General features: G+C 30.1%; 19 protein-coding genes, 3 tRNA genes and 1 pseudogene. 6 read left to right on the top strand and 17 right to left on the bottom strand.

Going from position 1 to position 23262, the window contains the following annotated elements; genetic code table 11:
• Positions 1-67: 67 nt before the first annotated feature.
• From gshA to lpcA, 9 genes are all read right to left on the bottom strand, one after another.
• Positions 68-1633, bottom strand: a complete 1566-nt coding sequence (gshA, locus tag AOQ87_RS02415; protein ID WP_039719799.1) for a glutamate--cysteine ligase — start codon at positions 1631-1633, stop codon at positions 68-70.
• 58 nt (positions 1634-1691) lie between these two features.
• Positions 1692-1765 (bottom strand) — tRNA-Arg (locus AOQ87_RS02410).
• A 14-nt stretch (positions 1766-1779) separates the two neighbouring features.
• Positions 1780-1865: transfer RNA gene (locus AOQ87_RS02635), tRNA-Ser, on the bottom strand.
• Between the two features lie 142 nt (positions 1866-2007).
• Positions 2008-2184: a carbon storage regulator CsrA gene (gene csrA / locus AOQ87_RS02405; RefSeq protein WP_039719798.1), complete on the bottom strand. Its 177-nt coding sequence runs from the start codon at positions 2182-2184 to the stop codon at positions 2008-2010.
• A gap of 437 nt (positions 2185-2621) precedes the next feature.
• A complete protein-coding gene (locus tag AOQ87_RS02400) occupies positions 2622-2912 on the bottom strand; it encodes a hypothetical protein (protein WP_039719797.1) in 291 nt (96 codons plus the stop codon).
• A gap of 10 nt (positions 2913-2922) precedes the next feature.
• On the bottom strand, positions 2923-2997 hold the full coding sequence (locus AOQ87_RS02800) for a hypothetical protein (protein WP_143323101.1): 75 nt from the start codon (positions 2995-2997) through the stop codon (positions 2923-2925).
• A 664-nt stretch (positions 2998-3661) separates the two neighbouring features.
• Entirely contained in the window at positions 3662-4960 is a 1299-nt protein-coding gene (locus AOQ87_RS02390) for an alanine--tRNA ligase-related protein (RefSeq protein ID WP_080626663.1), read from the bottom strand.
• Positions 4961-5002: 42 nt separating this feature from the next.
• The gene (gene recA / locus AOQ87_RS02385) at positions 5003-5989 is read right to left on the bottom strand and encodes a recombinase RecA (protein WP_420885304.1); all 987 of its coding nucleotides are present in this window, start codon (positions 5987-5989) and stop codon (positions 5003-5005) included.
• A 335-nt stretch (positions 5990-6324) separates the two neighbouring features.
• Positions 6325-6930 carry a D-sedoheptulose 7-phosphate isomerase gene (gene lpcA, locus AOQ87_RS02380; protein WP_080626662.1) on the bottom strand — a complete coding sequence of 202 codons (606 nt, stop codon included), beginning with the start codon at positions 6928-6930 and terminating at the stop codon, positions 6325-6327.
• A gap of 345 nt (positions 6931-7275) precedes the next feature.
• Here lpcA and gshB point away from each other — a divergent pair, with 345 nt between their 5' ends.
• From gshB to AOQ87_RS02365, 3 genes are all read left to right on the top strand, one after another.
• Positions 7276-8256 carry a glutathione synthase gene (gene gshB, locus AOQ87_RS02375; RefSeq protein WP_080626661.1) on the top strand — a complete coding sequence of 327 codons (981 nt, stop codon included), beginning with the start codon at positions 7276-7278 and terminating at the stop codon, positions 8254-8256.
• Positions 8257-8355: 99 nt separating this feature from the next.
• Positions 8356-8919 (top strand): YqgE/AlgH family protein, encoded by a 564-nt coding sequence (locus AOQ87_RS02370; RefSeq protein WP_080626660.1) that lies wholly within the window; start codon positions 8356-8358, stop codon positions 8917-8919.
• 580 nt (positions 8920-9499) lie between these two features.
• On the top strand, positions 9500-10105 hold the full coding sequence (locus AOQ87_RS02365; protein ID WP_080626659.1) for a YggT family protein: 606 nt from the start codon (positions 9500-9502) through the stop codon (positions 10103-10105).
• A gap of 109 nt (positions 10106-10214) precedes the next feature.
• Here AOQ87_RS02365 and AOQ87_RS02360 read toward each other — a convergent pair whose 3' ends face one another.
• The 6 genes and pseudogenes from AOQ87_RS02360 to ubiG form a co-directional block, all read right to left on the bottom strand.
• On the bottom strand, positions 10215-10793 hold the full coding sequence (locus AOQ87_RS02360; RefSeq protein WP_039719790.1) for an anthranilate synthase component II: 579 nt from the start codon (positions 10791-10793) through the stop codon (positions 10215-10217).
• A gap of 1103 nt (positions 10794-11896) precedes the next feature.
• Positions 11897-12868 carry a 5'-3' exonuclease gene (locus AOQ87_RS02355; RefSeq protein ID WP_080626658.1) on the bottom strand — a complete coding sequence of 324 codons (972 nt, stop codon included), beginning with the start codon at positions 12866-12868 and terminating at the stop codon, positions 11897-11899.
• Between the two features lie 567 nt (positions 12869-13435).
• The gene (gene yfaE, locus AOQ87_RS02350) at positions 13436-13627 is read right to left on the bottom strand and encodes a class I ribonucleotide reductase maintenance protein YfaE (protein ID WP_158000749.1); all 192 of its coding nucleotides are present in this window, start codon (positions 13625-13627) and stop codon (positions 13436-13438) included.
• Positions 13628-13700: 73 nt separating this feature from the next.
• Positions 13701-14830 (bottom strand): annotated as a pseudogene (nrdB, locus tag AOQ87_RS02345) (class Ia ribonucleoside-diphosphate reductase subunit beta).
• 9 nt (positions 14831-14839) lie between these two features.
• Positions 14840-17134: a class 1a ribonucleoside-diphosphate reductase subunit alpha gene (nrdA, locus tag AOQ87_RS02340; protein ID WP_039719787.1), complete on the bottom strand. Its 2295-nt coding sequence runs from the start codon at positions 17132-17134 to the stop codon at positions 14840-14842.
• A gap of 260 nt (positions 17135-17394) precedes the next feature.
• Positions 17395-18117 (bottom strand): bifunctional 2-polyprenyl-6-hydroxyphenol methylase/3-demethylubiquinol 3-O-methyltransferase UbiG, encoded by a 723-nt coding sequence (ubiG, locus tag AOQ87_RS02335; protein WP_080626656.1) that lies wholly within the window; start codon positions 18115-18117, stop codon positions 17395-17397.
• 136 nt (positions 18118-18253) lie between these two features.
• Here ubiG and gyrA point away from each other — a divergent pair, with 136 nt between their 5' ends.
• Both gyrA and AOQ87_RS02325 read left to right on the top strand, forming a co-directional pair.
• Entirely contained in the window at positions 18254-20791 is a 2538-nt protein-coding gene (gene gyrA, locus AOQ87_RS02330) for a DNA gyrase subunit A (RefSeq protein ID WP_039719785.1), read from the top strand.
• 197 nt (positions 20792-20988) lie between these two features.
• Positions 20989-21062: transfer RNA gene (locus AOQ87_RS02325), tRNA-Thr, on the top strand.
• A gap of 105 nt (positions 21063-21167) precedes the next feature.
• Here the strand turns inward: AOQ87_RS02325 and AOQ87_RS02320 are convergent.
• Together AOQ87_RS02320 and AOQ87_RS02315 are read right to left on the bottom strand one after the other, a co-directional pair.
• Entirely contained in the window at positions 21168-21470 is a 303-nt protein-coding gene (locus AOQ87_RS02320) for a hypothetical protein (RefSeq protein ID WP_080626655.1), read from the bottom strand.
• A 271-nt stretch (positions 21471-21741) separates the two neighbouring features.
• Entirely contained in the window at positions 21742-22950 is a 1209-nt protein-coding gene (locus tag AOQ87_RS02315) for an FAD-dependent monooxygenase (RefSeq protein WP_185751045.1), read from the bottom strand.
• A gap of 138 nt (positions 22951-23088) precedes the next feature.
• On the opposite strand from AOQ87_RS02315, the gene AOQ87_RS02700 reads away from it, so the two are divergent.
• Positions 23089-23259 (top strand): hypothetical protein, encoded by a 171-nt coding sequence (locus AOQ87_RS02700; RefSeq protein WP_236858655.1) that lies wholly within the window; start codon positions 23089-23091, stop codon positions 23257-23259.
• Positions 23260-23262: the final 3 nt, after the last annotated feature.

Here is a 23262-nt window from a genome sequence, read left to right as displayed (position 1 = left end):
TCCATTAGGAATCAAAAAATAGTATTTTACTGTATCACTTTATCCTTTGACCTTGAAAGGATATGCTTCAAACAAAGTATTGTTTCATCTTATTTTTTAAATACCTTTCGAAACTGATTTGGTCTGATTCTTCGATTTCCTTTTGTCTTCTAATGGAAAATTTTCTCATTTTTTCAAAATCTCGATCTGAAATAATCTCAAAATGTTCTTTTTTTAATTCTTTCTGATACATTCTGGCTAGATCTAAACCGTATTTTAACATCCCATCGTTAACCATCAAATTCATCATCTTTCCAGAATAGGTGAGTTCTGGATTGTCAAACATCAATCTAAGTTCGTTGCAAACGACCTTATATTTTTTAGAACAAAATACATGCGTTAGTACGTCAGCAATTTTTGTGAACTCATCGAAAAGGTCGTTTCCTATTTCTTTGATAGAAGTTGAAATGTTGTTTACTAAGATTCTATGACCTGGTTTTCTACCATGTAGAACAACTTCTTTCCAATTATTTTTACAAAGATAAAGATCTTTCGTGTTCATAAAAGGAGATTCAGCCAAAGCACACCATATCAAAAAGAGGTCTAAGAAAAAAATTTGTTTTTCATGTATTCCTATTGCGGTAAAAGGATTAATATCTAGGGATCTGATCTCGAGATATTCTATCCCTTTTTCTAAAATCGAATCGATATAAGATTCTCCTGGTACTATGGATCTTTTAGGTCTTATTGTTGAATACAGTTCATCTTCTATTTGTAAGACATTAGTGTTCAACTGTAAAGGTTTTCCTAATTTATCCTTTAGTCCTAAGTTGACAAATTTAGGATGAGGTTTATTTAAAGCCTTTTTGATCGATCGGATGTAATCTTGCAATCCGTTTATTTCAATTTCAATTTTGTTCTGACATTTTCCAGTGTATCCAATATCGCTCAATCGCAAGGAAGTTGCGTATGGTAGATAATATGTATCTTCCTTTCCGCATTTCATCGAAAAGATATCTTCTTTGATAAAAGATCTCAATATACATGGAGATGCTCCGAACAAATATGGTATCACCCATCCAAATTTATAATAGTTTCGGATTATCCTAAAATATCCATCTGAAACTTTCTCTAATCGGTTTCTTTCATCTTGTGAACTTAACAACAATTTCCAAAAATTTAGAGAAAACGAAAAATTGTAGTGTATTCCAGAAATAACTTGCATCGAAGATCCGTATCGATTTTTCAGTCCTACTCGATACAACATTTTGAACTTCGCTAAATTGGAAATTCCATACCTTGCTAAATTAATATTAGATTCATCCCTCAGAAAACATGGCATACTCATCGGCCATATCAGTTCATCATCAAGATTTTTTAAAGTAAAGCGATGAAGATCCCTTAAAAATTTTAATATGTATTTAATATCATGGTGTGCTGGAGTAATAAACTCAAGAAGAGATTCTGCAAAGTCAGTTGTGATCCATGGATGTGTTAAAGACTTTCCCAGACCTCTTGGATGTGAGGAGTGCGAAATTTCTCCATCGGGAGTAATTCTCAGAGTTTCTCTTTCAATTCCTCTACGTAATCCGAACAATACGTTAGGAAATTTCTTAAGAAGAAGCAGTTTTTCTGATATATCAGGGAGATCCATTTTGAAAATATACTGACTTTCTATAAGTTCAGAAAAATTAAAAATTATGAATACATCTCGCATCCAGAAGGATTTGAACCTCCGACCTCTCGGTTCGTAGCCGAGTGCTCTTTCCAACTAAGCTATGGATGCATGAAATTCAAACACGGTGAGAGAGGGATTCGAACCCTCGATGTATTTTAAACATACTCTCTTAGCAGGAGAGCACCTTAATCCTCTCGGTCATCTCACCAACATGCTCTATGAGATGGTTAAACCACCTATAAATTAAAAAGTGATCTCAATGAATTTAAAAACTATAGGATATAAGTTACACCAAGAACCTTTATTTAATCTTGAATTTTTCAAAATCGAAACGAACCAATCTGTGCGAACTATTTCATTTTTCTTTCAGATTGGATCTTTTGATAGATTTCTTCTCTATGCACCGGTATGCTCTTTGGAGCACTAATACCGACTCTCACCTGGTTACCCTTTATACCAAGAACTGTAATCTTGATTTCATCACCTATCGTAAGAGTTTCGCCAATTTTACGAGTCAAAATAAGCATCCTTTTTTCCTCTTGAGAATTATATGATCAATTTATTTTAATCTACTTGATTAAGCTTGATGCGATAAGTAGGAATTAACATTCCAAATTTCATATTTTATCTTAAAAAATGATGTCGACGGTTAAATATCTTCTAGTTCTGTTAAATGATTGGAAACGATCCACTTCTTTACCAAAGTGGAAAGAGAACACGAAAGTACACCTTCATCTTCATTAAATTCATCCGCACTAATTTGAGCTAAACGATCTCCTCCTTTCCAGTTTGATAATCTTTCAGTAATAAAAAAGCCAACTTTTTTCCTGAATTATTCTAGATAGTTCTTTGCTAATTCCAATCGATAAGTATATTCTTTTTTCTTCCTTTGAAAATAAAAGAGCTATGGAAGGGTATATTTTTTTTCACTAAATGAACCATGATATCTTTAACTTATGAGTTGTTAAAATCTTCTAATTTTTTCAAGAAAGTAAACTTTTTCTTGAATGATTGTAAATTTTTTAATTAGATCATCTATAGTACGATTTTCTAATATTTTTTTCACTTTTATATATGAATTCTTTATTCCTTTGGAATTTCTTAAACGAGAATCCAATCTTTTTACTATTGTTTTAGGACAAGATTGCAACATTTTTCCAAGCTTTTGTATCGTTCTTCTGTCATTTTGTACCATTGCTACAGCGTTTTTCCAACGATAGATTCTATTCTCCTTGCATTCTTCGAAATTCCACATTCTCCATCGATCAAAAAAAAAGTCCAATTTCTATGGTTCTATCAACGTGTGCTCCGCAACAATTTTCTTCAGGAAAATCCGATATCCTCGATTCTTTTCATATAGCGTTTCTTTTTAGAAAACATATGGGGTTGTTCTTTTTTCTATATTCAAAAATTTCTCTTTTTCTTCTATTTGGACTAACAAGTTTTCTAGAATTTTTGAATTGATCATTTCTTCCATCTGAAATGTTTGTTCTTCTGTAATCTTTTAACCATAACAAAAATCGAATGTTAAACGATCAGATTTTATCGAAGAACCTCGTTGAAGAACGAAATTTCCTAATATCTCCCGAAGAGAAGAACGCAATAAATAGGTATCAGAATGATTAATACTGATTGATTTTCTATGAGAACAATCTATTTTCACCGTTAAATTATCGTTAATAAACACTGAACCATTCATCACAAATCCAACAGAACGATATGATCTTCTTCTATCATCGTGTTAGTCACAAAAAATTCGAAATTTTTATTGAATAGTTTTCTCCAATCCCCTAACCTCCTGATTCTAGATAAAAAACAGTCCTATCTAAAATAATTTTTCCTTAATCTTTGACATTCAGATCTCTAACGTACTCTTCATTTTTTTATCGCTATCACCTTGGAAAATCTTTCAGAAAAATCATAATATCCTATAAAACGATTTTCGAAAAGTAATACGCCACAATTCCTATTCTGGAATATTTGTTGTCGATGAATTTATAAAAACTAAGTTTTTTGTAACTTGTTTTTATCAATCGTAACCCCATATTCTTGACATATCTTCATAGATATATCAGTTGGTAGACCATGCGTATCATACAAAAAAAATATATCTTTTTCATGTATGATACGGTAGTTTGATTGTTTCAAAAATTTTTTTAGCAAATTTATACCAATCAACAAGATATTTAAAAACTGTTTCTCCTCTCTTTTTATCAAATCTTCTGTAAGTTTTTGATCGATACTGATATCTTGAAAATAACCTTCAAATAAATCTTTAACATGATAAACTAATTTATACAGAAATGGTTCTCTCATACCATCTAAGTACGCTTTTCTGATAGTTCGTCTGATAATTTTTCTCAGAACATATCCCCTTCCAACGTTACTTGGCACGATATTCTCGTTAATAATCAGGACAATGGATCGAATGTGATCAGATATCACCTTTAATGTATGTCGTGTAAAATTAACTTCAGAAAAACAACTCCGAATAGAACCTATCAATTTCTGAAAGATGTCTATTTGATAACTTGATCTAACGTTTTGTATCACAGAAGCCATTCTTTCCAAACCCATTCCTGTATCTATTGAAAAATATGGAAGCTGTTCTAATCTATTAAAACTATTCAAGTTAAATTGTATAAAAACTATATTCCATATCTCTAAAAGGTTTGCTCTATTTCTTTCGAACGATTCTAAAGACCCGTCGAATTCACCTTTATTATCGAAATTATAGAACACCTCCGTGCTCGGACCGCATAGACCGGTATCTCCCATTTTCCAAAAATTCTCTGAACGATACCTGCAACCGTCATAATCTTGTATTTTAAAGATATTATTCCTAGAAATTCCAATCTTATTCGTCCATATATCGTAAGATTCCTCATCTGAATGGTATACAGTGACGAATATACGATCTTCACATATATCGAACCATTTCCTACTTGTCAACAATTCCCAAGCGTATTGAATAGCTTTATCTTTAAAATAATCACCAAAACTGAAATTACCTAACATTTCAAACAAAGTATGATGTGATCCAGTATACCCAACGTTTTCTAAATCATTAAATCTACCTCCTGCTCGGATACAACGTTGTGCTGTTGCTACTTTTGTAGAACAAGATGAATTTTTAATATCGAAGAAGTTTTTTTTAAATTGATTCATTCCAGCATTCGTAAAAAGAAGAGAAGAATCTTTTCTATCTGGAACTAAACTACTACTTGGAAGTATTAGATGACCTTTCTCCTGAAAGAATTTTAAGAAAATTGTACGAATTTTGTGAGTATTAATCTTTATCATAAGCTCAATATTTTATATTGGTCAACTTCACAGAGTCTTGATTCAACCATTTTGTCGATTTTTAAAAATTAGATTCCTTAATTTTTTGTTCAATTCTGAATAAATCTCTATATCATCCTTTAGACGATCGGATACGTTCATTTTTCCATGTCCAATTTTTTTACCGTTGTAACTATACCAAGATCCGGATTTCTCGATCAGTTTATATTGAACAGCTAGATCAATAATTTCTCCATGAACATTGATTCCTTTTCCATAAAGGATTTGAAATTCTGTTTGTTTGAATGGTATAGCAACTTTGTTTTTCACAACTTTTACTCTGGTCTCACTACCAATCACTTCATCTCCATTCTTAACAGAACCTATTTTTCTGATATCTAATCGTACTGAAGCATAAAATTTTAATGCATTTCCTCCTGTTGTTATTTCTGAACTACCGAACATTACACCTATTTTCATTCGAATTTGATTGATAAAAATCAATAAAACGTTAAAATTTTTTAAATTGCTAGCCAATTTACGCATGGCTTGACTCATTAGTCGAGCTGCTAAACCGATGTGAGAATCTCCTATCTCTCCATCTATTTCAGCTTTTGGAGTCAGAGCAGCGACTGAATCAATAACGATTAGATCTACTGTTCCAGATTTAATCAAAGTATCGCAAATTTCTAAAGCTTGCTCTCCATTATCTGGTTGAGAACATAACAAGTTGTTCACATCCACCCCTATCCTTTCTGCATAAGATGGATCAAGAGCATGTTCAGCATCAATAAAAGCACAAGTTTTCCTTTCTTTTTGTGCTGAAGAAATAATTTGTAAAGTTAATGTTGTCTTTCCAGATGACTCTGGACCGTATATTTCAACGATTCGTCCTAATGGTAATCCTCCTACCCCTAAAGCTACGTCAAGAGATAACAGACCAGTAGAAATCGTTTCTATTTTCATGGATCGATCTTCTCCTAATCTCATGATAGAACCCTTTCCGAACTGTTTTTCAATTTGATCTAAAACTAAATCAATTGATTTCATTTTATCCTTATTAAAAATCATTATCAAACTCCTGATCCGTTCGATCTCAAAGTTCATATAATCATATGTAAGTCATTGTTAAACTTCTCATTATGTTATGAGAGATATTCTATGTAATAATTCATTCGAATTATCGTTCGATATTTGAAATGACAGATATCTTTTCAATAAGAATTCTAAAAACACGATGATATTACATTATTCAGTACCATAAAACTGCGATCTTTCATAATACCATTAAACAATGATCGATGTTCAGCTGTTCCATATCTATCTCCTATTCGTTTTTTTAACTTAAAGGATGAAATCGGTTGTGGTTCAGTAAATCATTTAGATCAATCAATTTGATGATGTCGTCCTTTACGCATTTCTCTTTCTATCAGATAAACTAAAATATGTATTATTTTAATATGTACTTCTTGAACTCTGTCAGAATATCCAGTATGAGATACCATTATATCTACGTCAGATAGTTTTTTAAGTTGACCGCCGTCTCTTCCTGTTAAACTGATGATTCCCATATTCTTAGATTTTGCTTGTTTAGCCGCTTCGATAAGATTCTTAGAGTTTCCAGAGGTGGAGATTGCCAATAAAACATCTCCTTTCTTACCGATAGATTCGATGTATCTACAAAAGATTTTATCATATCCATAATCGTTTGCTACGCAAGAAATATAGCTGGAATCTGAAATAGATATTGCAGGATATCCAATCCTATGTTCTCGATAACGTCCAGTTAATTCTTCTGCAAAGTGCATTGCATCACAATGAGATCCTCCATTACCGCAAGAAAGTATCTTACGTCCCGATTGAAAAGCTTTACAAATCAATAAGGCAGCATTCTTAATGGATGTAATATTTTTTATATTATTTGAAAATGTTCTTAATACCACTTCCGCTTCCTGTAGCTCATAAAAAATACTTTTTTCTAAAGAATCCATAAATTCTCCTTTTTAATATCTCAAACTTTATGTATTAATTCTAAAATATATTTCGTATGATAAGATTGTTTTCATCTAACTTATTTCAACGTTCTTTGCACTATGTAGTAATCATTTTGAAAAATCGTTTATTTTCTCATTACATCGATTCGAGTCGAAAATAAATGAATAGAACTATCAAATCTTTTTTATCAGAATAATAATTACAATATACCTCGACAATTTTTAATAAATCGTTGAAAATAAAATATAATCACTTCTTGTCAAATTAGTTTATCGAATCTTTATAGACATACTCAGTGATATTCTCATCAACTATATGATCAAAGAAAGGAAGAAATAAAAATGAATGATTCAATTCGGTTAGGAATTGTTATGGATTCAATCGAAAATATCAATATTAAAAAAGATAGCAGTTTTGCAATGTTATTAGAGGCACATAAAAGAAGATATCAAATATATTATATGGAAGTCAAAGATATTTACTTAATTAATAACGAGCCATTTGGATCTGCTAAAATAATTGAAAATATCGAAGATAGGGAGAACCGATGGTTTGAGATAAATAAAAAAAAAGATATATCATTAAAAAAACTGAACGTAATTCTGATGAGAAAAGATCCTCCATATAATATGGAGTACATTTATGCAACACATATTTTAGAAAGAGCAGAACGAGATGGAACTATGGTGATTAATCGTCCTAAAAGCTTGAGAAACCATGACGAAAAAATCTGTGCCAATCTTTTTACTCATTTAACTCCGAATACAATAGTTTCTAGAGATCACAAAAAATTACTTAATTTTTATGAAGAGAACCAAGATGTCGTTATTAAACCTCTTGGAAGAATGGGAGGAGAATCAGTATTTAGATTAGATAAAAATAATTTTAATGCAAGAACCGTGATTGAGACTGTTACGAAAAAAGAAAATGTTTTCTGTATTATGCAAAAGTATGTTGCAGATGTGACGAAAAATGGGGATAAAAGAATTCTAATTATCAATGGGAAAGTCGTTCCATATTGTCTCGCTAGAATACCAAAAGAAAACAATGTCCGGGCTAACCTTTCATCCGGCGGTATCGGAAAAGTTAGATCGTTACAAAGAGATGACTGGAGAATTGCCAAGGAAATAGCATGTTTCCTGAAAAAAGAAGGGATATTTTTTGCAGGAATTGATGTTATCGGAAATAAATTAATTGAAATCAATATAACTAGTCCAACCTGCATTCGTGAGATTGAGTCGCACATTAATAAATATTCGATTACTCAACTTTTGTTCGACGAAATTGAACTAGAATTATCGATGAGAAATACTGTAGATTAAGTTAATATTAAAAGTCAAATATAAATACGATACGCAGTGAAATTAATCTTATAATTAATTCAGTTATAAAAATAAACTACAATCAAAATAGTTAGTTACATGAATTTACGAAATCATTTCCTTATCGCAATGCCCATGTTAGTAGATCCTTATTTTCAGAGGTCGGTGATATATATCTGTGAACATAATGATAAAGGAGCAATGGGATTAATGATCAATAAACCAATCGAACAGATTTCAATTAACAATATATTGTATAATTTGAATATTAAACCTCTTAAGAAAGAAAAGAAAAGAGATCTCAATCAGATCGTCTTTTCTGGAGGACCTTTAGCGGAAGCACATGGATTCATATTACATTCTCCTCAAAAACGATTTAATTCAACATTACAATTGTCCGATGAGATTATGATTACAACTTCAAAAGATATTTTAGAAAGTCTTGGGACAGATAATCAACCAGAGAAAACATTAGTTGCGTTGGGTTATTCCGGTTGGGAAAATGGACAGTTAGAAAAAGAAATGATGAAAAATAACTGGTTGACTGTTGAAGCAAATAGTGAAATCATCTTTCATACACCAATCATGGAAAGGTGGAAAGAAGCTGCGTCCTTAATCGGAATAGATATATGTAAAATTTCTAATCAATATGGAAATACTTAATGCAAAAGGATTATTTAAAAGTTTTACCTTTCTCAATTACACTACTATCCTTCAACAATCGCAGTATATTGCGATCGTTTTTATCAACGATGACGAAAAGTCAAGTTGAATTTTTATAAGTTTTTTTAAATTAAATCATCGAAAAAGCTACTAAATGCTATACCTTTCATGGAAAGTTTCAAAGATTTCATAAATATTTAGAAGTATCATACGAGATAGATCTTCCATATAAAAGGAATACAAAAATACGATACGTCACATGTATGGGTAGAACGATGGAGTAGATCAACAAGTGATTTATAGAATATCAAAATATGTTGAAAGAATGTGCTATCTTAAAAGTACAAGATTCACCAAATAAAAGCATGGATTGTATGAGAATCCAATCAAAGATTGGATGAAATAACGAAAGTTAATACGTATCTGTCAAATTTTAGAATTATTGTTTCCAACGAAGTTATATATGAAATTTTATGATACCCTAAGAGGGTTCTAAAAAGTTTAGTAGGTACAACATCGTTATTTCTTATCGAAATAGAATAATCATACAATATGATCTTACAAATCTTCGGAGAAAGTCATGCAGTTTTTAAATTTTATTATCCCTTCGATCACTCAATTCTATATTATTTTATTCTTACTGAGATTCTGGATACAGTGGAACGATATAAATGTTAAAAACATGTTTTTTCATTTCGTCTACAAATCGACAGATTTCATATACGAAAAAATATACTCAATATTTCCAATAAACACATTGCTTGAAAAAAAAATATCCTCCCTAATCACGTCGTATATGTTCGTTATCGCTCACATGATATTTACTTTTTGGATGGAAAATTATATTCATCTGATCAACAAAATATCTATTTTGATAATTAGCTTGATTCAATTGTTTACCTACTTTGGAAAAGTAATCTTTTGGATAGTAATCGGAAAGATTTTGTTCAACTGGAAAAAAAACATGAATTACCCTTTATCAGAAACGTTAAATTTGTTGATAAGACCGATCATTTTCAGAGTGAACAAGATTACTTCGAGTTGTAACGGAGATTATTTTTCCTGTATAGTGATCGTATTGATACTGGTATCATTGAATTATCTTCGTATGGACCTGATATCTCTAATTGACACAAGAGCTGCGAACATTCTCTCTTCCTCTTATCATAAGACCAATTATAACTGACTCAGTATATGATGAAACATTGAACGTCGATTTAAGATTCCATCATGGATCCTGTTTTTTATAAAACATTCATAAAAGTTACGAACAGTTCTTTCGTTAAGTTTGTTGTTTAATAATTAATAAAATTCTGCAGTATTTTATATCCGTTCTCAGTCAATATACTTTCCGGATGATACTGTATCCCTTCTGTTGGGAACCTTTTATGACGAATCCCCATAATTTCATCGATGTCACCAAACTCATCCCTCGTCCAAGATGTAACCTCTAAAATAGAAGGCAAGGATTTGAGATCGATAACTAAAGAATGATATCTAGCTACCATAAAAGATCGTTCAATCCCTTTGAGAACTCCTTGTTCGCGATGATATATCTTTGAAGATTTTCCATGGATCGGTTTTTTAGCCTTTACTATCGAAGCGCCAAAAACCTGTCCGATCGCTTGATGACCGATACATACACCAAGTATTGGAATTTTTCCTGAAAAATTCATTATAACTCGCCTAGAAATACCAGTTTTTTCAGGCGAACAAGGACCAGGAGAAATAACTATATGGGAAGGTGACAATTTTGAGATCCATTGAATATCAATCGAATCATTTTTTCTTACGACTACTTCAACCTTTAATTCTAAAAAATACTGATACAAATTATAGGTGAAAGAATCATAGTTATCTATAATTAACAACATATTTAGTTCATGATGGATGTTATTCTACTTAAAATATATAAAGGTTGTATTTCAAATTGATATCTCCTTCTAGGAAGACCATACATCTCTTATCTTATTTAAGTTACATTATTTGTAACGTACATTCTTAAAAAACATGAAAAGAACACACGATTTTCCAAGATCAACGTTCTTGAAACGTATTGTAAATTCATCGAAATTCAATATATCATAACTTTAACATTTAACTTCAGCTCTCTATCATCGTCTAGGAAAGATATTAAACGTTATCAAACATTACATTTATCCCCCATAAGAGAAGGTGAAAATCAATTTTTACGGATTACGATTCTTATTTATTATTTTGATCGTCTCTTTTAAGATCAAGGTTGAATCATTTTATACGAACAAAACATCGATCATACTCGATGTTATTTGTAATCTATTCCTCCACGAATGACCTTTACGAGATCCATATTAATTTTAAAAAGTATTTATAAATCAACGTTGAAAACATTCTGTAAGAATCTCCAATTCATTTCTTCACAAGTTCGCAATATCAATCATATTTTAACATCTTCATAAACTATATCTTACAAAAATCTTAATTTTTTACGATACATTTAAGTTTGATCATCTTTATGTCAAACATCCTTCGTCCAAAGGATAGAGAGTATCTTCCTTACAATTTTTAAATGTATCAACTTTTTGAATTTAAACATATCTTGTTAGAATGAATCAAATTTGATTCAACGATTTATGAAGGTGTTAACCCTCTGATCAACGAAATGAAAGTTTATCTCATCTTAAATATCTTATTGTTAACTNATACAGTTAATATATATCGTCCAAAAAAATATGTTAAAAATAAAGTTTTTAGATTTTCCAACAGCTTTTGCAATCAATGATAAAGATATCCATTAAAGATGTTTTACACAAATATATAAAAGATAGATCAAAATCGTAGCAGATACGTGAAGATACCTAATTCATATATTAAACTAATCGTAAAAAAAAACATCCGTTTTTGACAAAATCTTCATCCAATTAAATTTTTCGAGCTTCTCTAATGAAAATCAATCTTACGATATTACAACATACAAGTTTTCAATGTTTCAAATATGTTAAACAACTCTTCCAAAAAATAAGTTTAAAACAGATTTGGTTTTATCTTGATATAGGAACCAATCCTTTGATCTCGAGTAAGAGAGCCATTTTTTAAATCCGTAATCGATAAATAAACTTTTTAAAACAATCGAATTTGGGTTTTTTATGGATAAGTTTGAATAACATTGGGTTAAATCTAAATTTTTAACAATTGTAGTGATCTTACGAAAAAGAATAGCCGTATCTTGATTATTCAATAAAGTTTCTCTGATTTTTCCCGGACTTCTCATCTGTAAAAAATCGATTTTCGACAAATTCTGATATATCTTCTTTATCGGCCCGATCTGATTCAACAGATTTACAGCTGTTTTTTTTCCAACTCCAGGAATTCCTGGAATGTTATCTGACCGATCTCCAGCTAAAGCGAAAAAATCAGCTATCAAGTTCGGATAAACTCCATATTTATTAAATATCTCTTCTGGACCAAGAATATTTCGCAAAGGATCTATCAAGAGAACATTTTTTTTTACAAGCTGCGCTAAATCTTTATCTCCAGTGCTAATCAGAATTGTAATATTTTCATGACGAATGGACCTATAAACTAAAGAACCTATCACATCGTCCCCTTCTGCTTTCGGAACAGTTACTACCGGAACACCCATTAATTGAATCATCAATTTTAGAGGATCGATTTGAACGATCAAATCATCTGGTGTTTTTGGTCTATTACATTTGTATGAATTAAATAATTTTCTTCTAAATCCCTTCTCTTTAGAATCAAATACAACCGTTACATAAGTAGGTTCATAGTTTAAAATTAACATACGTAAAGTTTTGATGAAACCGTATATAGCACCAGTTTGAAATGATTTTTCATTAACTAAAAAAGAAAAAGCGTAATACGACCTATATAAGTGAAATGATCCATCAACTATTAATAACGATTCTCCTTCGAAATTATATTTTTTATTCCTTGAAAAAACCGTCATGATAATGAGTTCTCGCAGAATTTAATAATGATCTATACGATATTACTTTTAAAAACCTAAAATGAACAGTTTGAAGATGTGTCTATCAATCCTTACTACAAGGAAAACGTATGACGTTTGTCCTTTAAAGAATAAAGAGCTAAAACATACTACAGAACATTGATGACAAAATTTTACAATATATAAAGCCAATCTGGATATTCCAGATAAATTAATGATCATCAAGCAAATGATATTGACATAGATCATCCATAAAATATTAAAAAATCCTTTCAAAAATGAGATATTTTAAAATATTTTCACATCAATCGAAGTATAATACAGTCATCATGAATTATTTATAATATAAAAACAGAGTTAATCATCCCAAAAAGGATCGTTTGATTATTAGAACAATAAAATATTACCAAGATAGAAATATTTTTAAAGATCCATTCATACTGCAATGTTCAACATTATTTTATAAAGTTCACCTGAATTACGAATATACATTTTTAAAAATGAAATCGATCTGTCATATCTTTTAGAACTTAAAAATCTTTTATGAAAAATACAAAGAAGTCGTCATTAATAGATTTCTATAATAATATTTTCTATTGGTTTACAACTGCAAGTCAGTATCTCCCTGGATTGTAAAAAAGCTAGTGGACGTTTTCTATAAATTATCCTTCCTTTCTTTAAATGAACCTTGCAAAATCCACAAAAACCAGATTGGCATTGATATTCAATCGGAAAATTATTGTTTTTTAAAACTTCCAAAATGCTTTTGTGTATTTCTGAATAAAAAAAAATTGATTTTTCTCAAGAAAAATTTTAAAAAACTTCATTTCTTTTAAAGTTCAAAATTACTTAGCTCATTTAAATCTACTTGTACATCTACCTGTCCTACTAAGTAAGAACTTATCTCAGTTTCTTGTGGAGCAGATTGTACGTTGTCTGAAGATAACCATGTATTAATCCATGGGATCGGATTATTCTTTCTGATCATATCTCGCTTTAACCCTACTGCTCTCATTCTAATTTCTGTAATATATTCTATATATTCCTGCAAGATCTTCTGATTTAATCCGATCAAGTTTCCATTTGAGAAGAGATACCTAGCCCATTTTTTTTCCTGGTTTGCTACTTTTAAAAAAATATTTTGACAAATTGGAATACATTCTTTTGAAATTTCAGCCATCTCGACATCTTCTTTTGAAGATTGCATAATACTGATAATGTGTTGAGTTCCAGTGACATGAAGAGCTTCATCTCTAGCAATCAATTTGATGATCTTTGCATTCCCTTCCATCAACTCCATTTCTGCAAACGCAAATGAACATGCAAAACTCACATAAAATCGAATGGATTCCAACGCATTTACATTGATCAAACATAAATACAGAGATTTCTTTAATTCTCTTAAAGAAACGATAACTTTCTTTCCATGTATTCTATAGACACCTTCCCCGAACATTTGGTATAAATTGATCAGATTTATCAAATTATCATAATAGAAAGAAATATCTTTCGCTCTGTCAATAATTTCCTTATTGAACATAATCTGATCAAAAACTATAGAAGGATCATCCATAATATTTCGAATGATATGTGTATAAGATCTAGAATGAATTGTTTCAGAAAATGACCAAGTTTCTATCCAGCTTTCGACTTCTGGAAGAGATACGATTGGTAAAAATGCACAGTTTGGACTTCTCGATTGGATGGAATCCAGAAGAATTTGGTATTGTAAATTTCTAACGAATAAATGTTTTTCATGACATTTTAATGATCGATAATCAATTCTATCTTTTGAGATATCAATTTCTTCCGCGGTCTCCAAAAAAATGACAACTGTTTTTCAGTTAAATTCTCAAATATTTTATATTTTTGTTGATCAAACCTAGATATGTTAACATGATTTCCGAAGAACATCGGTTCGTTCAACGAATTATTTTTTTTTTTTGAAAAAACTGTGTACATACTCCCTCTTTAAACTTTACAGGCATTACCGCTACAATTTTCATCAATACCATGTTCCACAATACTTTCTGATCTTTCTTGTATCTTATCAGATCCATCTCGAGTATTATGATAATAAAGTGTCTTAATTCCATATTTATATGCCAATAATAAATCCCTCAATAGGACACTCATTGGCACTTTATTATCATGAAATTTAGAAGGGTCGTAATTAGTGTTCGCTGAAATAGATTGATCAATAAATTTTTGTATGATCCCAACCAACTGTAAATATCCTGTATTATCTGGCATCTGCCATAGTAATTCGTAGCTTTCTTTAAGTTTATGATATTCCGGTACAACCTGACGTAAAATACCATCCTTCGATACTTTTATGCTCATAAATCCTCTAGGTGGTTCTATTCCATTAGTCGCATTAGAAATTTGTGAAGATGTTTCAGATGGCATAACCGCTGATAATGTAGAGTTTCTCAAACCATATTTCTGTATTTTTTTTCTTAAAGAATTCCAATCATAATGCAAAGGTTCAGAAGTTAGTTGATCTAATGATCGTTTATAACTATCTATTGGAAGAATACCTTTTGAATATGTTGTTTGTTGAAACCAAGAGCAAGCTCCTTTCTCTCTCGCCAATTCATTTGAAGCTTTCAAAAGATAGTATTGAATAGCTTCAAATGTTCTATGTGTCAAATTATTTGCACTATTATCTGAATATTTTACCTGATTCTTGGCTAAATAATAAGCATAATTTATGACCCCGACTCCCAACGTACGACGATTAATTGAGCTTTTTCTGGCCGCAAGTATTGGATAATCTTGATAATCTAATAATGCATCCAAGGCTCTGACGATCAAAACGGATAGTTCTTCTAATTCCTCTAAAGAATGGATTTCTCCAAGATTAAACGCCGAAAGAGTACATAAAGCAATTTCTCCTTCTTTATCATTAATATCATATAACGGATTGGTCGGCAAAAGAACTTCTAGACAAAGATTTGATTGCCGAATTGGAGCGACTTTTGCATTAAATGGACTATGAGTATTACAATGATCAACATTTTGAATATATGTTCTTCCTGTAGAAGCTCTTTCTTGCATCATCTTAGAGAATAACTCTATTGCTCTTATTTTTTTTTTACGAATACTTCGGTCTAACTCATATTTTTTATAAAGATTTTCAAATTCAATTTGATCTGAGAAAAAAGAAGAGTATAAATCTGGAACATCAGATGGACTAAATAACGTGATTTCCTCTCCTCTGATCAATCTTTCGTACATTAATCTGTTGATTTGAACAGCATAATCTAGATGACGTACTCGATTACTTTCGACACCTCTATTATTTTTTAAAACTAATAAACTTTCAATTTCGAGATGCCATATAGGATAAAACAAAGTCGCTGCCCCTCCACGAACCCCTCCTTGAGAACATGATTTAACAGCAGATTGAAAGTATTTATAAAATGGTATACATCCAGTATGGAATGCTTCACCGTTCCTGATAGGACTGCCAATCGCGCGAATACGACCTACATTGATCCCTATTCCAGCACGTTGTGAAACATACTTAACAATAGAACTAGCAGTAGCATTTATAGAATCCAGGTCGTCATCACATTCTATCAGAACACATGAACTAAATTGACGAGTGGGAGTTCTAATTCCTGCCATAATTGGAGTTGGTAGGGATATTTTGAAAGTAGAAATTGCATCGTAAAAACGTTTTATATACATTAACCTGATATCCTTAGGATAAACGGAAAAAAGGCAAGCAGAAACTAGAATATAAAGAAATTGAGCACTTTCATAAATCTTTCCGGTAGTTCGATCTTTAACTAAATACTTTCCTTCTAGCTGTTTAACAGCTGCGTAACAAAAGTTCATATCTCTGAAATGATTGATAAATTTATCCATCTTTTGAAATTCTTCCACGGAATAGTTCGTCAACAACCTTCGATCATATTTTCCAATTTTAACCATCTTTTTAACATGTTGATATAACTTTGGAGGGTTGAACTGACCATATGCATCTTTTCTTAAATAAGAGATCGCTAATCTAGCAGAAAGATATTGATAATCAGGTATTTTTGTGGATATTAAATCCGCAGATGTTTTAATGATGATCTGATGAATAGAAGAAGTTTTGATTTTGTTATAAAATTGTATAAAGGAGAGACGCTGTATTTCAGTAATAGAAATTCCTTGTAATCCATCCGCTGATAAAGTGATCAATTTTCTTATTTTTTTAAGATCCATCTTTTCTAAGATCCCATTTCTTTTAGTGACTAAAAAATTTTGTTTCATGAATTAAATTAAATTAGCATAACGTTAATCGATGTTTTTACAAAAAAAAATCGGTAGTACGCATTAAGGTACAATTAATCTTTTTTTTAAAAAAAAAGCATCTTTTATCTAAAAATTTATGAAATTAGTTGTTCTTTCGGAATGACCGATTGAAATTATATCAAAAAGCATAAAGGAAGATTAAAATTTAGAAAAGGGTTAAATGAATCAATAAAAACAGTAGTTAAATTCTTTAATCGATCTTGTAAAGATTGTAAAAATTAATAGGAAACGACATGAATTATATAATTAATATCTAAACTTTTTCTAAAATAAAACTTATTCAAGAAAAAATTATAACCTAATCCGGTGATGTGTTTTTCTCTCATATTAGTTTGATCGATCCATCCCAATAATTCGCAAGGTAGGATAAATTTGTTTATTTTATGGGTATTTCTAGGAAAAATATTCAGAACTTTCTCAGCAAAAAAGATCAGAGAAACCCAAGATTTTATATTTCTATTAATCGTAGAAAAAAATACATGTCCTCCTTTTTTTATTAATTTATCACAAGATAAAACTATACTTTTAGGTTTTGGAACATGCTCTAAAACTTCCATACAGGTTATTATATCATATTTATGAGCATTATTTTTTGAATGTTGTTCTGCAGTTTCTAATAGATACTTGATTTTCATTTTCTTTTCAATTGCTTGCAATCTAGCAACTTTCAACATTTTTTTCGATACATCGATTCCTGTTACAATCCCTCCTTTTTTAAACATGCTCTCTGTCAAGATTCCTCCACCACACCCAATATCAAGTATCTTTTTTCCGAAAAATCCGTTACAGTAGTTTGATATGAACTTTAAACGTAATGTATTTATTTTATATAAAAAAAAGTACATTCCTGTTTTTTTATAAAAATCCCTGCAAGAATCGTCAAAAATTTTAACTTCATCGAAATTTACATTTTCTTCATAACTTGTTTTATTTCTAAACATAAAATATTTTTCACATTACTTAGATAAATTATCTAATATTATAGTATAATTAAAAATTTCATCTATGTTTCATTCCACAATGAAAAGATGTTTCATATATTTTATTTCGGTCAACAAAATCGCATAGGACTTATTTGTGAACAACATATTCAGAGAAGTATCATCAATTAGCATTGAAGAAGAACTAAAACATTCTTATTTAGATTACGCTATGTCTGTAATTGTTGGAAGAGCTCTTCCGGATGTTAGAGATGGATTAAAACCAGTTCATAGAAGAGTTTTATATGCAATGAGTAAACTTGGAAATAATTGGAACAGACCTTATAAGAAATCTGCTCGAATAGTTGGAGATGTTATTGGTAAATATCATCCTCATGGAGATGGATCGGTGTATGATGCAATAGTTCGTTTAGCTCAACCTTTTTCTATGAGATACACGTTAATAGATGGACAAGGAAATTTTGGATCAGTCGATGGAGACTCTGCCGCAGCCATGCGATACACAGAAATTAGAATGTCAAAAATAGCACAAGAACTATTAGAGGATTTGGAAAAAGATACAGTAAATTTTGTAAATAACTATGATGGAAATGAAAAAATGCCGGATGTTATGCCAACTAAAATTCCAAATTTGCTAATTAATGGATCGTCTGGAATTGCAGTTGGAATGACAACAAACATCCCTCCACACAACATAGGAGAAGTGATTGACGCTTGTCTTGCCTACATTGACAACAAGGATATACGAACTGAAGAACTATTAGAACATATTCAAGGACCAGATTTTCCAACGGCTGCTACGATATACGACAAAAAAGAAAAAATAGTCAATATATATCGAACAGGAAAAGGAACGATTCAAGTTCGTGCATTTACCAAAACAGAATATGATAAGAAAAATAATAGATCCTCCATAATAATAAAGGAGATTCCTTACCAAATTAATAAAGTCAAGTTAATTGAAAAAGTTATAGAGCTGGTTAAGGAAAGAAAGATAGATGGAATTCATGAAGTTAGGGATGAATCAGATAAAGATGGAATGAGAGTTGTTATAGAGCTTAAAAGAGAATCAGAAGCAAGTTTGGTATTAAACAATTTATACGCTCTTACACAGTTACAAACATCGGTTAACATTAACATGATTGCTTTGTTAAAAGGTCAACCTACTCTTTTAAATTTAAAGAAAATTATCTCTTCTTTTATTGATTACAGAAAAGAAATAGTTATTAAAAGAACAATGTTTGAATCAGATCAAATTAAAAAAAGGATACTTTCTCTAGAAGCGATGATTATTTCTCTACAAAATATTGATTTCATTATCGATTTAATTAAAAGATCGAACACTCCAAAAGAAGCTTTATCATATTTGATATCTTATCGTTGGAAATTAAGAGATACTTTTAAAGAGGAGGATATTGATCAGATCCTATTAACAAGAAGGGATTGGATGATTTTATCTAAAGATAACTTGAATAATTTTAAAGACGATTATTATCAATTTAATGAAGAACAAGCACAAACAATATTAGATATAAAATTACAAAAATTGACAAATTTGGAGAAAGATAAAATATTTGAAGAATATTCCACATTAAATAGGGAATTTATATCTTTGGTTCAAATTCTTAAAAAACCAGATCGATTAATGGAAATTATCAAAAATGAGTTGATTTATATAAAGGACCAATATCGAGATAAAAGAAGAACAAAAATTATTGAGGATAACAACAAGATTAGTCATGAAGATCTCATTAAAAAAAGGAAGGTTATCGTTACATTATCGAATCAAGGATATGTCAAGTTTCAATCTCTTTCCGAGTATGATGTTCAAAAGAGAGGTGGAAAAGGAAAATCTTCAGTTCGATTAAAAGAAAACGATTTCGTAAAATGTCTTTTAATAACTGATACCCATGATAACATATTGTGCATGTCTAACCTAGGGAGAATTTTTTCAATAAAAGTCTATCGATTACCAGAATCCAGTAGATTTTCATTAGGAAAACCGATAGTGAATTTCTTATCTATGAAAGAAGGGGAAAGAATTACATCTATATTTTCTCTACAAAATTTCAAAAGAAGAAATTACATTTTAATCGCTACGTTGATGGGATTAGTAAAGAAAATTCCAATAGAGTTTTTAACAAATTCTAAAAAAAACGGGATCATCATAATTAATCTTAATAAAGACGATGAAGTAATTTCAATGAAATCAATAAAGAAGAAAAGCGAGATTATCCTTCTTACTTCTTCTTCTAAAGCGATTAGATTTTCAGAAAATTCAATTCGTCTTACTGGAAGAAAATCGATGGGCGTAATGGGTGTTAAAATTCAAAAAGATGAAAAACTTGTTTCTATGATTGTTGTGAGAAAAGGAAAGGACATCTTGACGATTACTGAAAACGGATATGGAAATAGAACTAGAGAATCTGATTATTTAAAAAAATCTCGTTTTATTCGTGGAGTTTCTGTGATTAAAAATGACAAAAGGAACGGAAACATAGTTGGTGCGATTCAAATTTCTAGGAGTGATCAAGCTATCATCTTTACGAATTCAGGAATGTTGATTAGAATATCAGCTGGGGATATCAATGTATTTAAAAGAAATACTAAAGGTATTATTTTAATTCGTAAAGTAGAAAATCAAATCGTCTCCGGAATCTGTAATATATCATGAATTTAATGGAAATTACTTGCTATTGTTTGATTTATTATGGATTTTACCTGAAAAATTAAATTTCAGATGTTTCATATAAAACATATTAACAAAATTAGTATTCTAAAATATTTAGATTTTCGAAATATGAGCTCTTTATTGCATGATTTTTAAAGAAATTTATATTTAATTATAATTCATTGTATTTCTCACAAAAAGCCGGCTTAGCTCAGTAAGGTAGAGCAACTGACTTGTAATCAGTAGGTCACCAGTTCGATTCCGGTAGCCGGCATTGTTTTGGAGAACCCTTTAATTTTTTACAGAAAATAGAGGATGTTGCTTCCATTTTTAAAGTAATTTTACCACTTTATAATAATTATAAAGTGAGAAGAGTTCATTAATTAAGAATTTCAAGAAAATTTATATGTATAATTTTTCCGTTGCAAGGATCACGTTGAACCTCTTTAATTAGAACTTTAATTTCGTTTATCTCTTCTTTGATAGAAAGAAGTCTCATCAAGAAAGGATTGTTATATTTTAAACTTTTTTCCAATTTAAAAACTTCTTTATCATGTATTTTTACCAAATAATCTTTCATATGTACTGTGTGCAAGATGGCTGGTATTTCATTTTTCTTTTTTAATTTTCGATTATATATTTTTCCTTTATCTGTTCGAATTTCTGCGTTAATAAATATCATGGTGTTTATCCTTCTTTTTAGATTAATTAAAACTCATTTAAAAACATTGATATACTATGGCTTCATATATTGAATGCTGTTAGATACGATGATATGAAGTTTTATTAATACTTTTGATTCGATCTATCTAATTTTTAATTTAGAACTCTTATGACATGCTGAATTGTTTCAAGTTTTCTTTTTACATCAATTAAATACCTTCGAAAGTTCATGGTAAGATATTTTAAAATATTATAATTTAATTCATTCAAGAGATCATGAAATATGAAGGTTATTCAGAAGCATATTGAACAATTATCTTTTTAATCAAATCAGATCGATTGATTAATTTTAACAGTTCATTTCTTATCTTTTTAATCCAATAATTTTTAGAAGAAAATAATCGATAGATCATCTCAGTAGAGAGTTGCATAATGTAGTTATCAAACAACCTGCTGTCCTGATATTCTGATAACATACCTTTAGAATAAAAGCAGATACCCTTATCTTTATAAGAAGTAAGAAAACTTAGCAATCTTTCAACATCTTTATATCCTAAGTTCAATCCTTGACCGACCAATGGATGGATAACATGTGCAGCGTCTCCTATTATTACTAAACCTTCTTTAAAATAAGATTTTGCATGAAATCTTCTAAAATAAACCATCTTTTTTTCAAATATCTCTATTTTTTTTAGTTTTTCTGGAATTTTTAAAAGAAGATATTTTTCCAACGATTTTACAGACATCTTGCATAAAGATTCTATTTTCTGACGTTTTCCATGCAATATTAAACAATCCCTGTTCTTAAAAAGAGGGAGAAATGCAATAGGGCCTTCAGAAAAAAATTTCTGCCAAATAGAATGTTTGTTTATTTTTTGCTTTGTTTGAACCTTCATCAAAATACAATACAATTTTTCCCCATATTTTATCCTTCTTATTTTAGATAACCATCTCACTGTTGACATAGGACCATCTGCTCCGACGATAAGATTAGTAGATAACATTTGATTATCGCTTAAATGAACTTCCCAGCTGTTTTTCCTTCTAAAAAGATTAGTTAATCTTATAGAATGTAAGAACTTAATGTTTTTGCAAGATGTTATCTCTTTTTGAAGAGCAAATTGTAAATTTCTATTTTCGACTATATATCCAAAATTTTTCAAACCAAAATGACTTGCTCTGAATGTTAATCGAAAATTCCAATTTTCCCATACCTCTAATACTGTATTTTGAGTCACTCTAGAGTGTATCAGATTCTTCCATACTCCTATTTTTTTTAACAAAGAAACTGAAGAAAGATTAATTGAAGACACATTAAAATATGGATACTCTTCAAAAGAAGAATAAACTAATTTTTTTTTTTCTATTACTAAAACGTTCCAATCTGATTTAGCCAATCCAATCGCTAAAGCAGAACCGATCATATTTCCACCGATTATAATAACATCGTAATTTTCTATAGACATATCTGTGATAAAGTAACTTTCAAACATTTTCATCAATGAAATGTTCATTTTTATGTATAAGATGACATCGAATCATCTTTCAATTGAACCAATCATTACTATTTTTAAACTAACCGATTTAATATGAAAACATATCATAAAAAGATACATATAAAAACCTGGGGATGTGATATGAATAAATACGATTCCTCAAAGATAGAAGATATTTTTATCAGCAAAAAAAATTATATCTTAGTCAATTCTGACACAGAAGCTGATATCATTTTACTGAACACGTGTTCAGTTCGAGAGAAAGCACAAGAGAAGGTATTCCATCAGCTCGGAAGGGTGGAAAAATCTTAAAAA

The organism is Candidatus Riesia pediculischaeffi, assembly GCF_002073895.1.
Classification (GTDB): domain Bacteria; phylum Pseudomonadota; class Gammaproteobacteria; order Enterobacterales; family Enterobacteriaceae; genus Riesia; species Riesia pediculischaeffi.
The sequence above is the reverse complement of the archived record's forward strand: the minus strand, read 5'-3'. Positions and strand labels throughout refer to the sequence as shown.

What these genes read in the sequence shown, in the direction of transcription:
- gshA (WP_039719799.1), bottom strand. Translation starts at nt 1,633, where the DNA reads ATGGATCTCCCTGATATATCAGAAAAACTGCTTCTTCTTAAGAAATTT.
- csrA (WP_039719798.1), bottom strand. Translation starts at nt 2,184, where the DNA reads ATGCTTATTTTGACTCGTAAAATTGGCGAAACTCTTACGATAGGTGAT.
- AOQ87_RS02400 (WP_039719797.1), bottom strand. Translation starts at nt 2,912, where the DNA reads ATGTGGAATTTCGAAGAATGCAAGGAGAATAGAATCTATCGTTGGAAA.
- AOQ87_RS02390 (WP_080626663.1), bottom strand. Translation starts at nt 4,960, where the DNA reads ATGATAAAGATTAATACTCACAAAATTCGTACAATTTTCTTAAAATTC.
- recA (WP_420885304.1), bottom strand. Translation starts at nt 5,989, where the DNA reads ATGAAATCAATTGATTTAGTTTTAGATCAAATTGAAAAACAGTTCGGA.
- lpcA (WP_080626662.1), bottom strand. Translation starts at nt 6,930, where the DNA reads ATGGATTCTTTAGAAAAAAGTATTTTTTATGAGCTACAGGAAGCGGAA.
- gshB (WP_080626661.1), top strand. Translation starts at nt 7,276, where the DNA reads ATGAATGATTCAATTCGGTTAGGAATTGTTATGGATTCAATCGAAAAT.
- AOQ87_RS02370 (WP_080626660.1), top strand. Translation starts at nt 8,356, where the DNA reads ATGAATTTACGAAATCATTTCCTTATCGCAATGCCCATGTTAGTAGAT.
- AOQ87_RS02365 (WP_080626659.1), top strand. Translation starts at nt 9,500, where the DNA reads ATGCAGTTTTTAAATTTTATTATCCCTTCGATCACTCAATTCTATATT.
- AOQ87_RS02360 (WP_039719790.1), bottom strand. Translation starts at nt 10,793, where the DNA reads ATGTTGTTAATTATAGATAACTATGATTCTTTCACCTATAATTTGTAT.
- AOQ87_RS02355 (WP_080626658.1), bottom strand. Translation starts at nt 12,868, where the DNA reads ATGACGGTTTTTTCAAGGAATAAAAAATATAATTTCGAAGGAGAATCG.
- nrdA (WP_039719787.1), bottom strand. Translation starts at nt 17,134, where the DNA reads ATGAAACAAAATTTTTTAGTCACTAAAAGAAATGGGATCTTAGAAAAG.
- ubiG (WP_080626656.1), bottom strand. Translation starts at nt 18,117, where the DNA reads ATGTTTAGAAATAAAACAAGTTATGAAGAAAATGTAAATTTCGATGAA.
- AOQ87_RS02320 (WP_080626655.1), bottom strand. Translation starts at nt 21,470, where the DNA reads ATGATATTTATTAACGCAGAAATTCGAACAGATAAAGGAAAAATATAT.
- AOQ87_RS02315 (WP_185751045.1), bottom strand. Translation starts at nt 22,950, where the DNA reads ATGAAAATGTTTGAAAGTTACTTTATCACAGATATGTCTATAGAAAAT.
- AOQ87_RS02700 (WP_236858655.1), top strand. Translation starts at nt 23,089, where the DNA reads ATGAATAAATACGATTCCTCAAAGATAGAAGATATTTTTATCAGCAAA.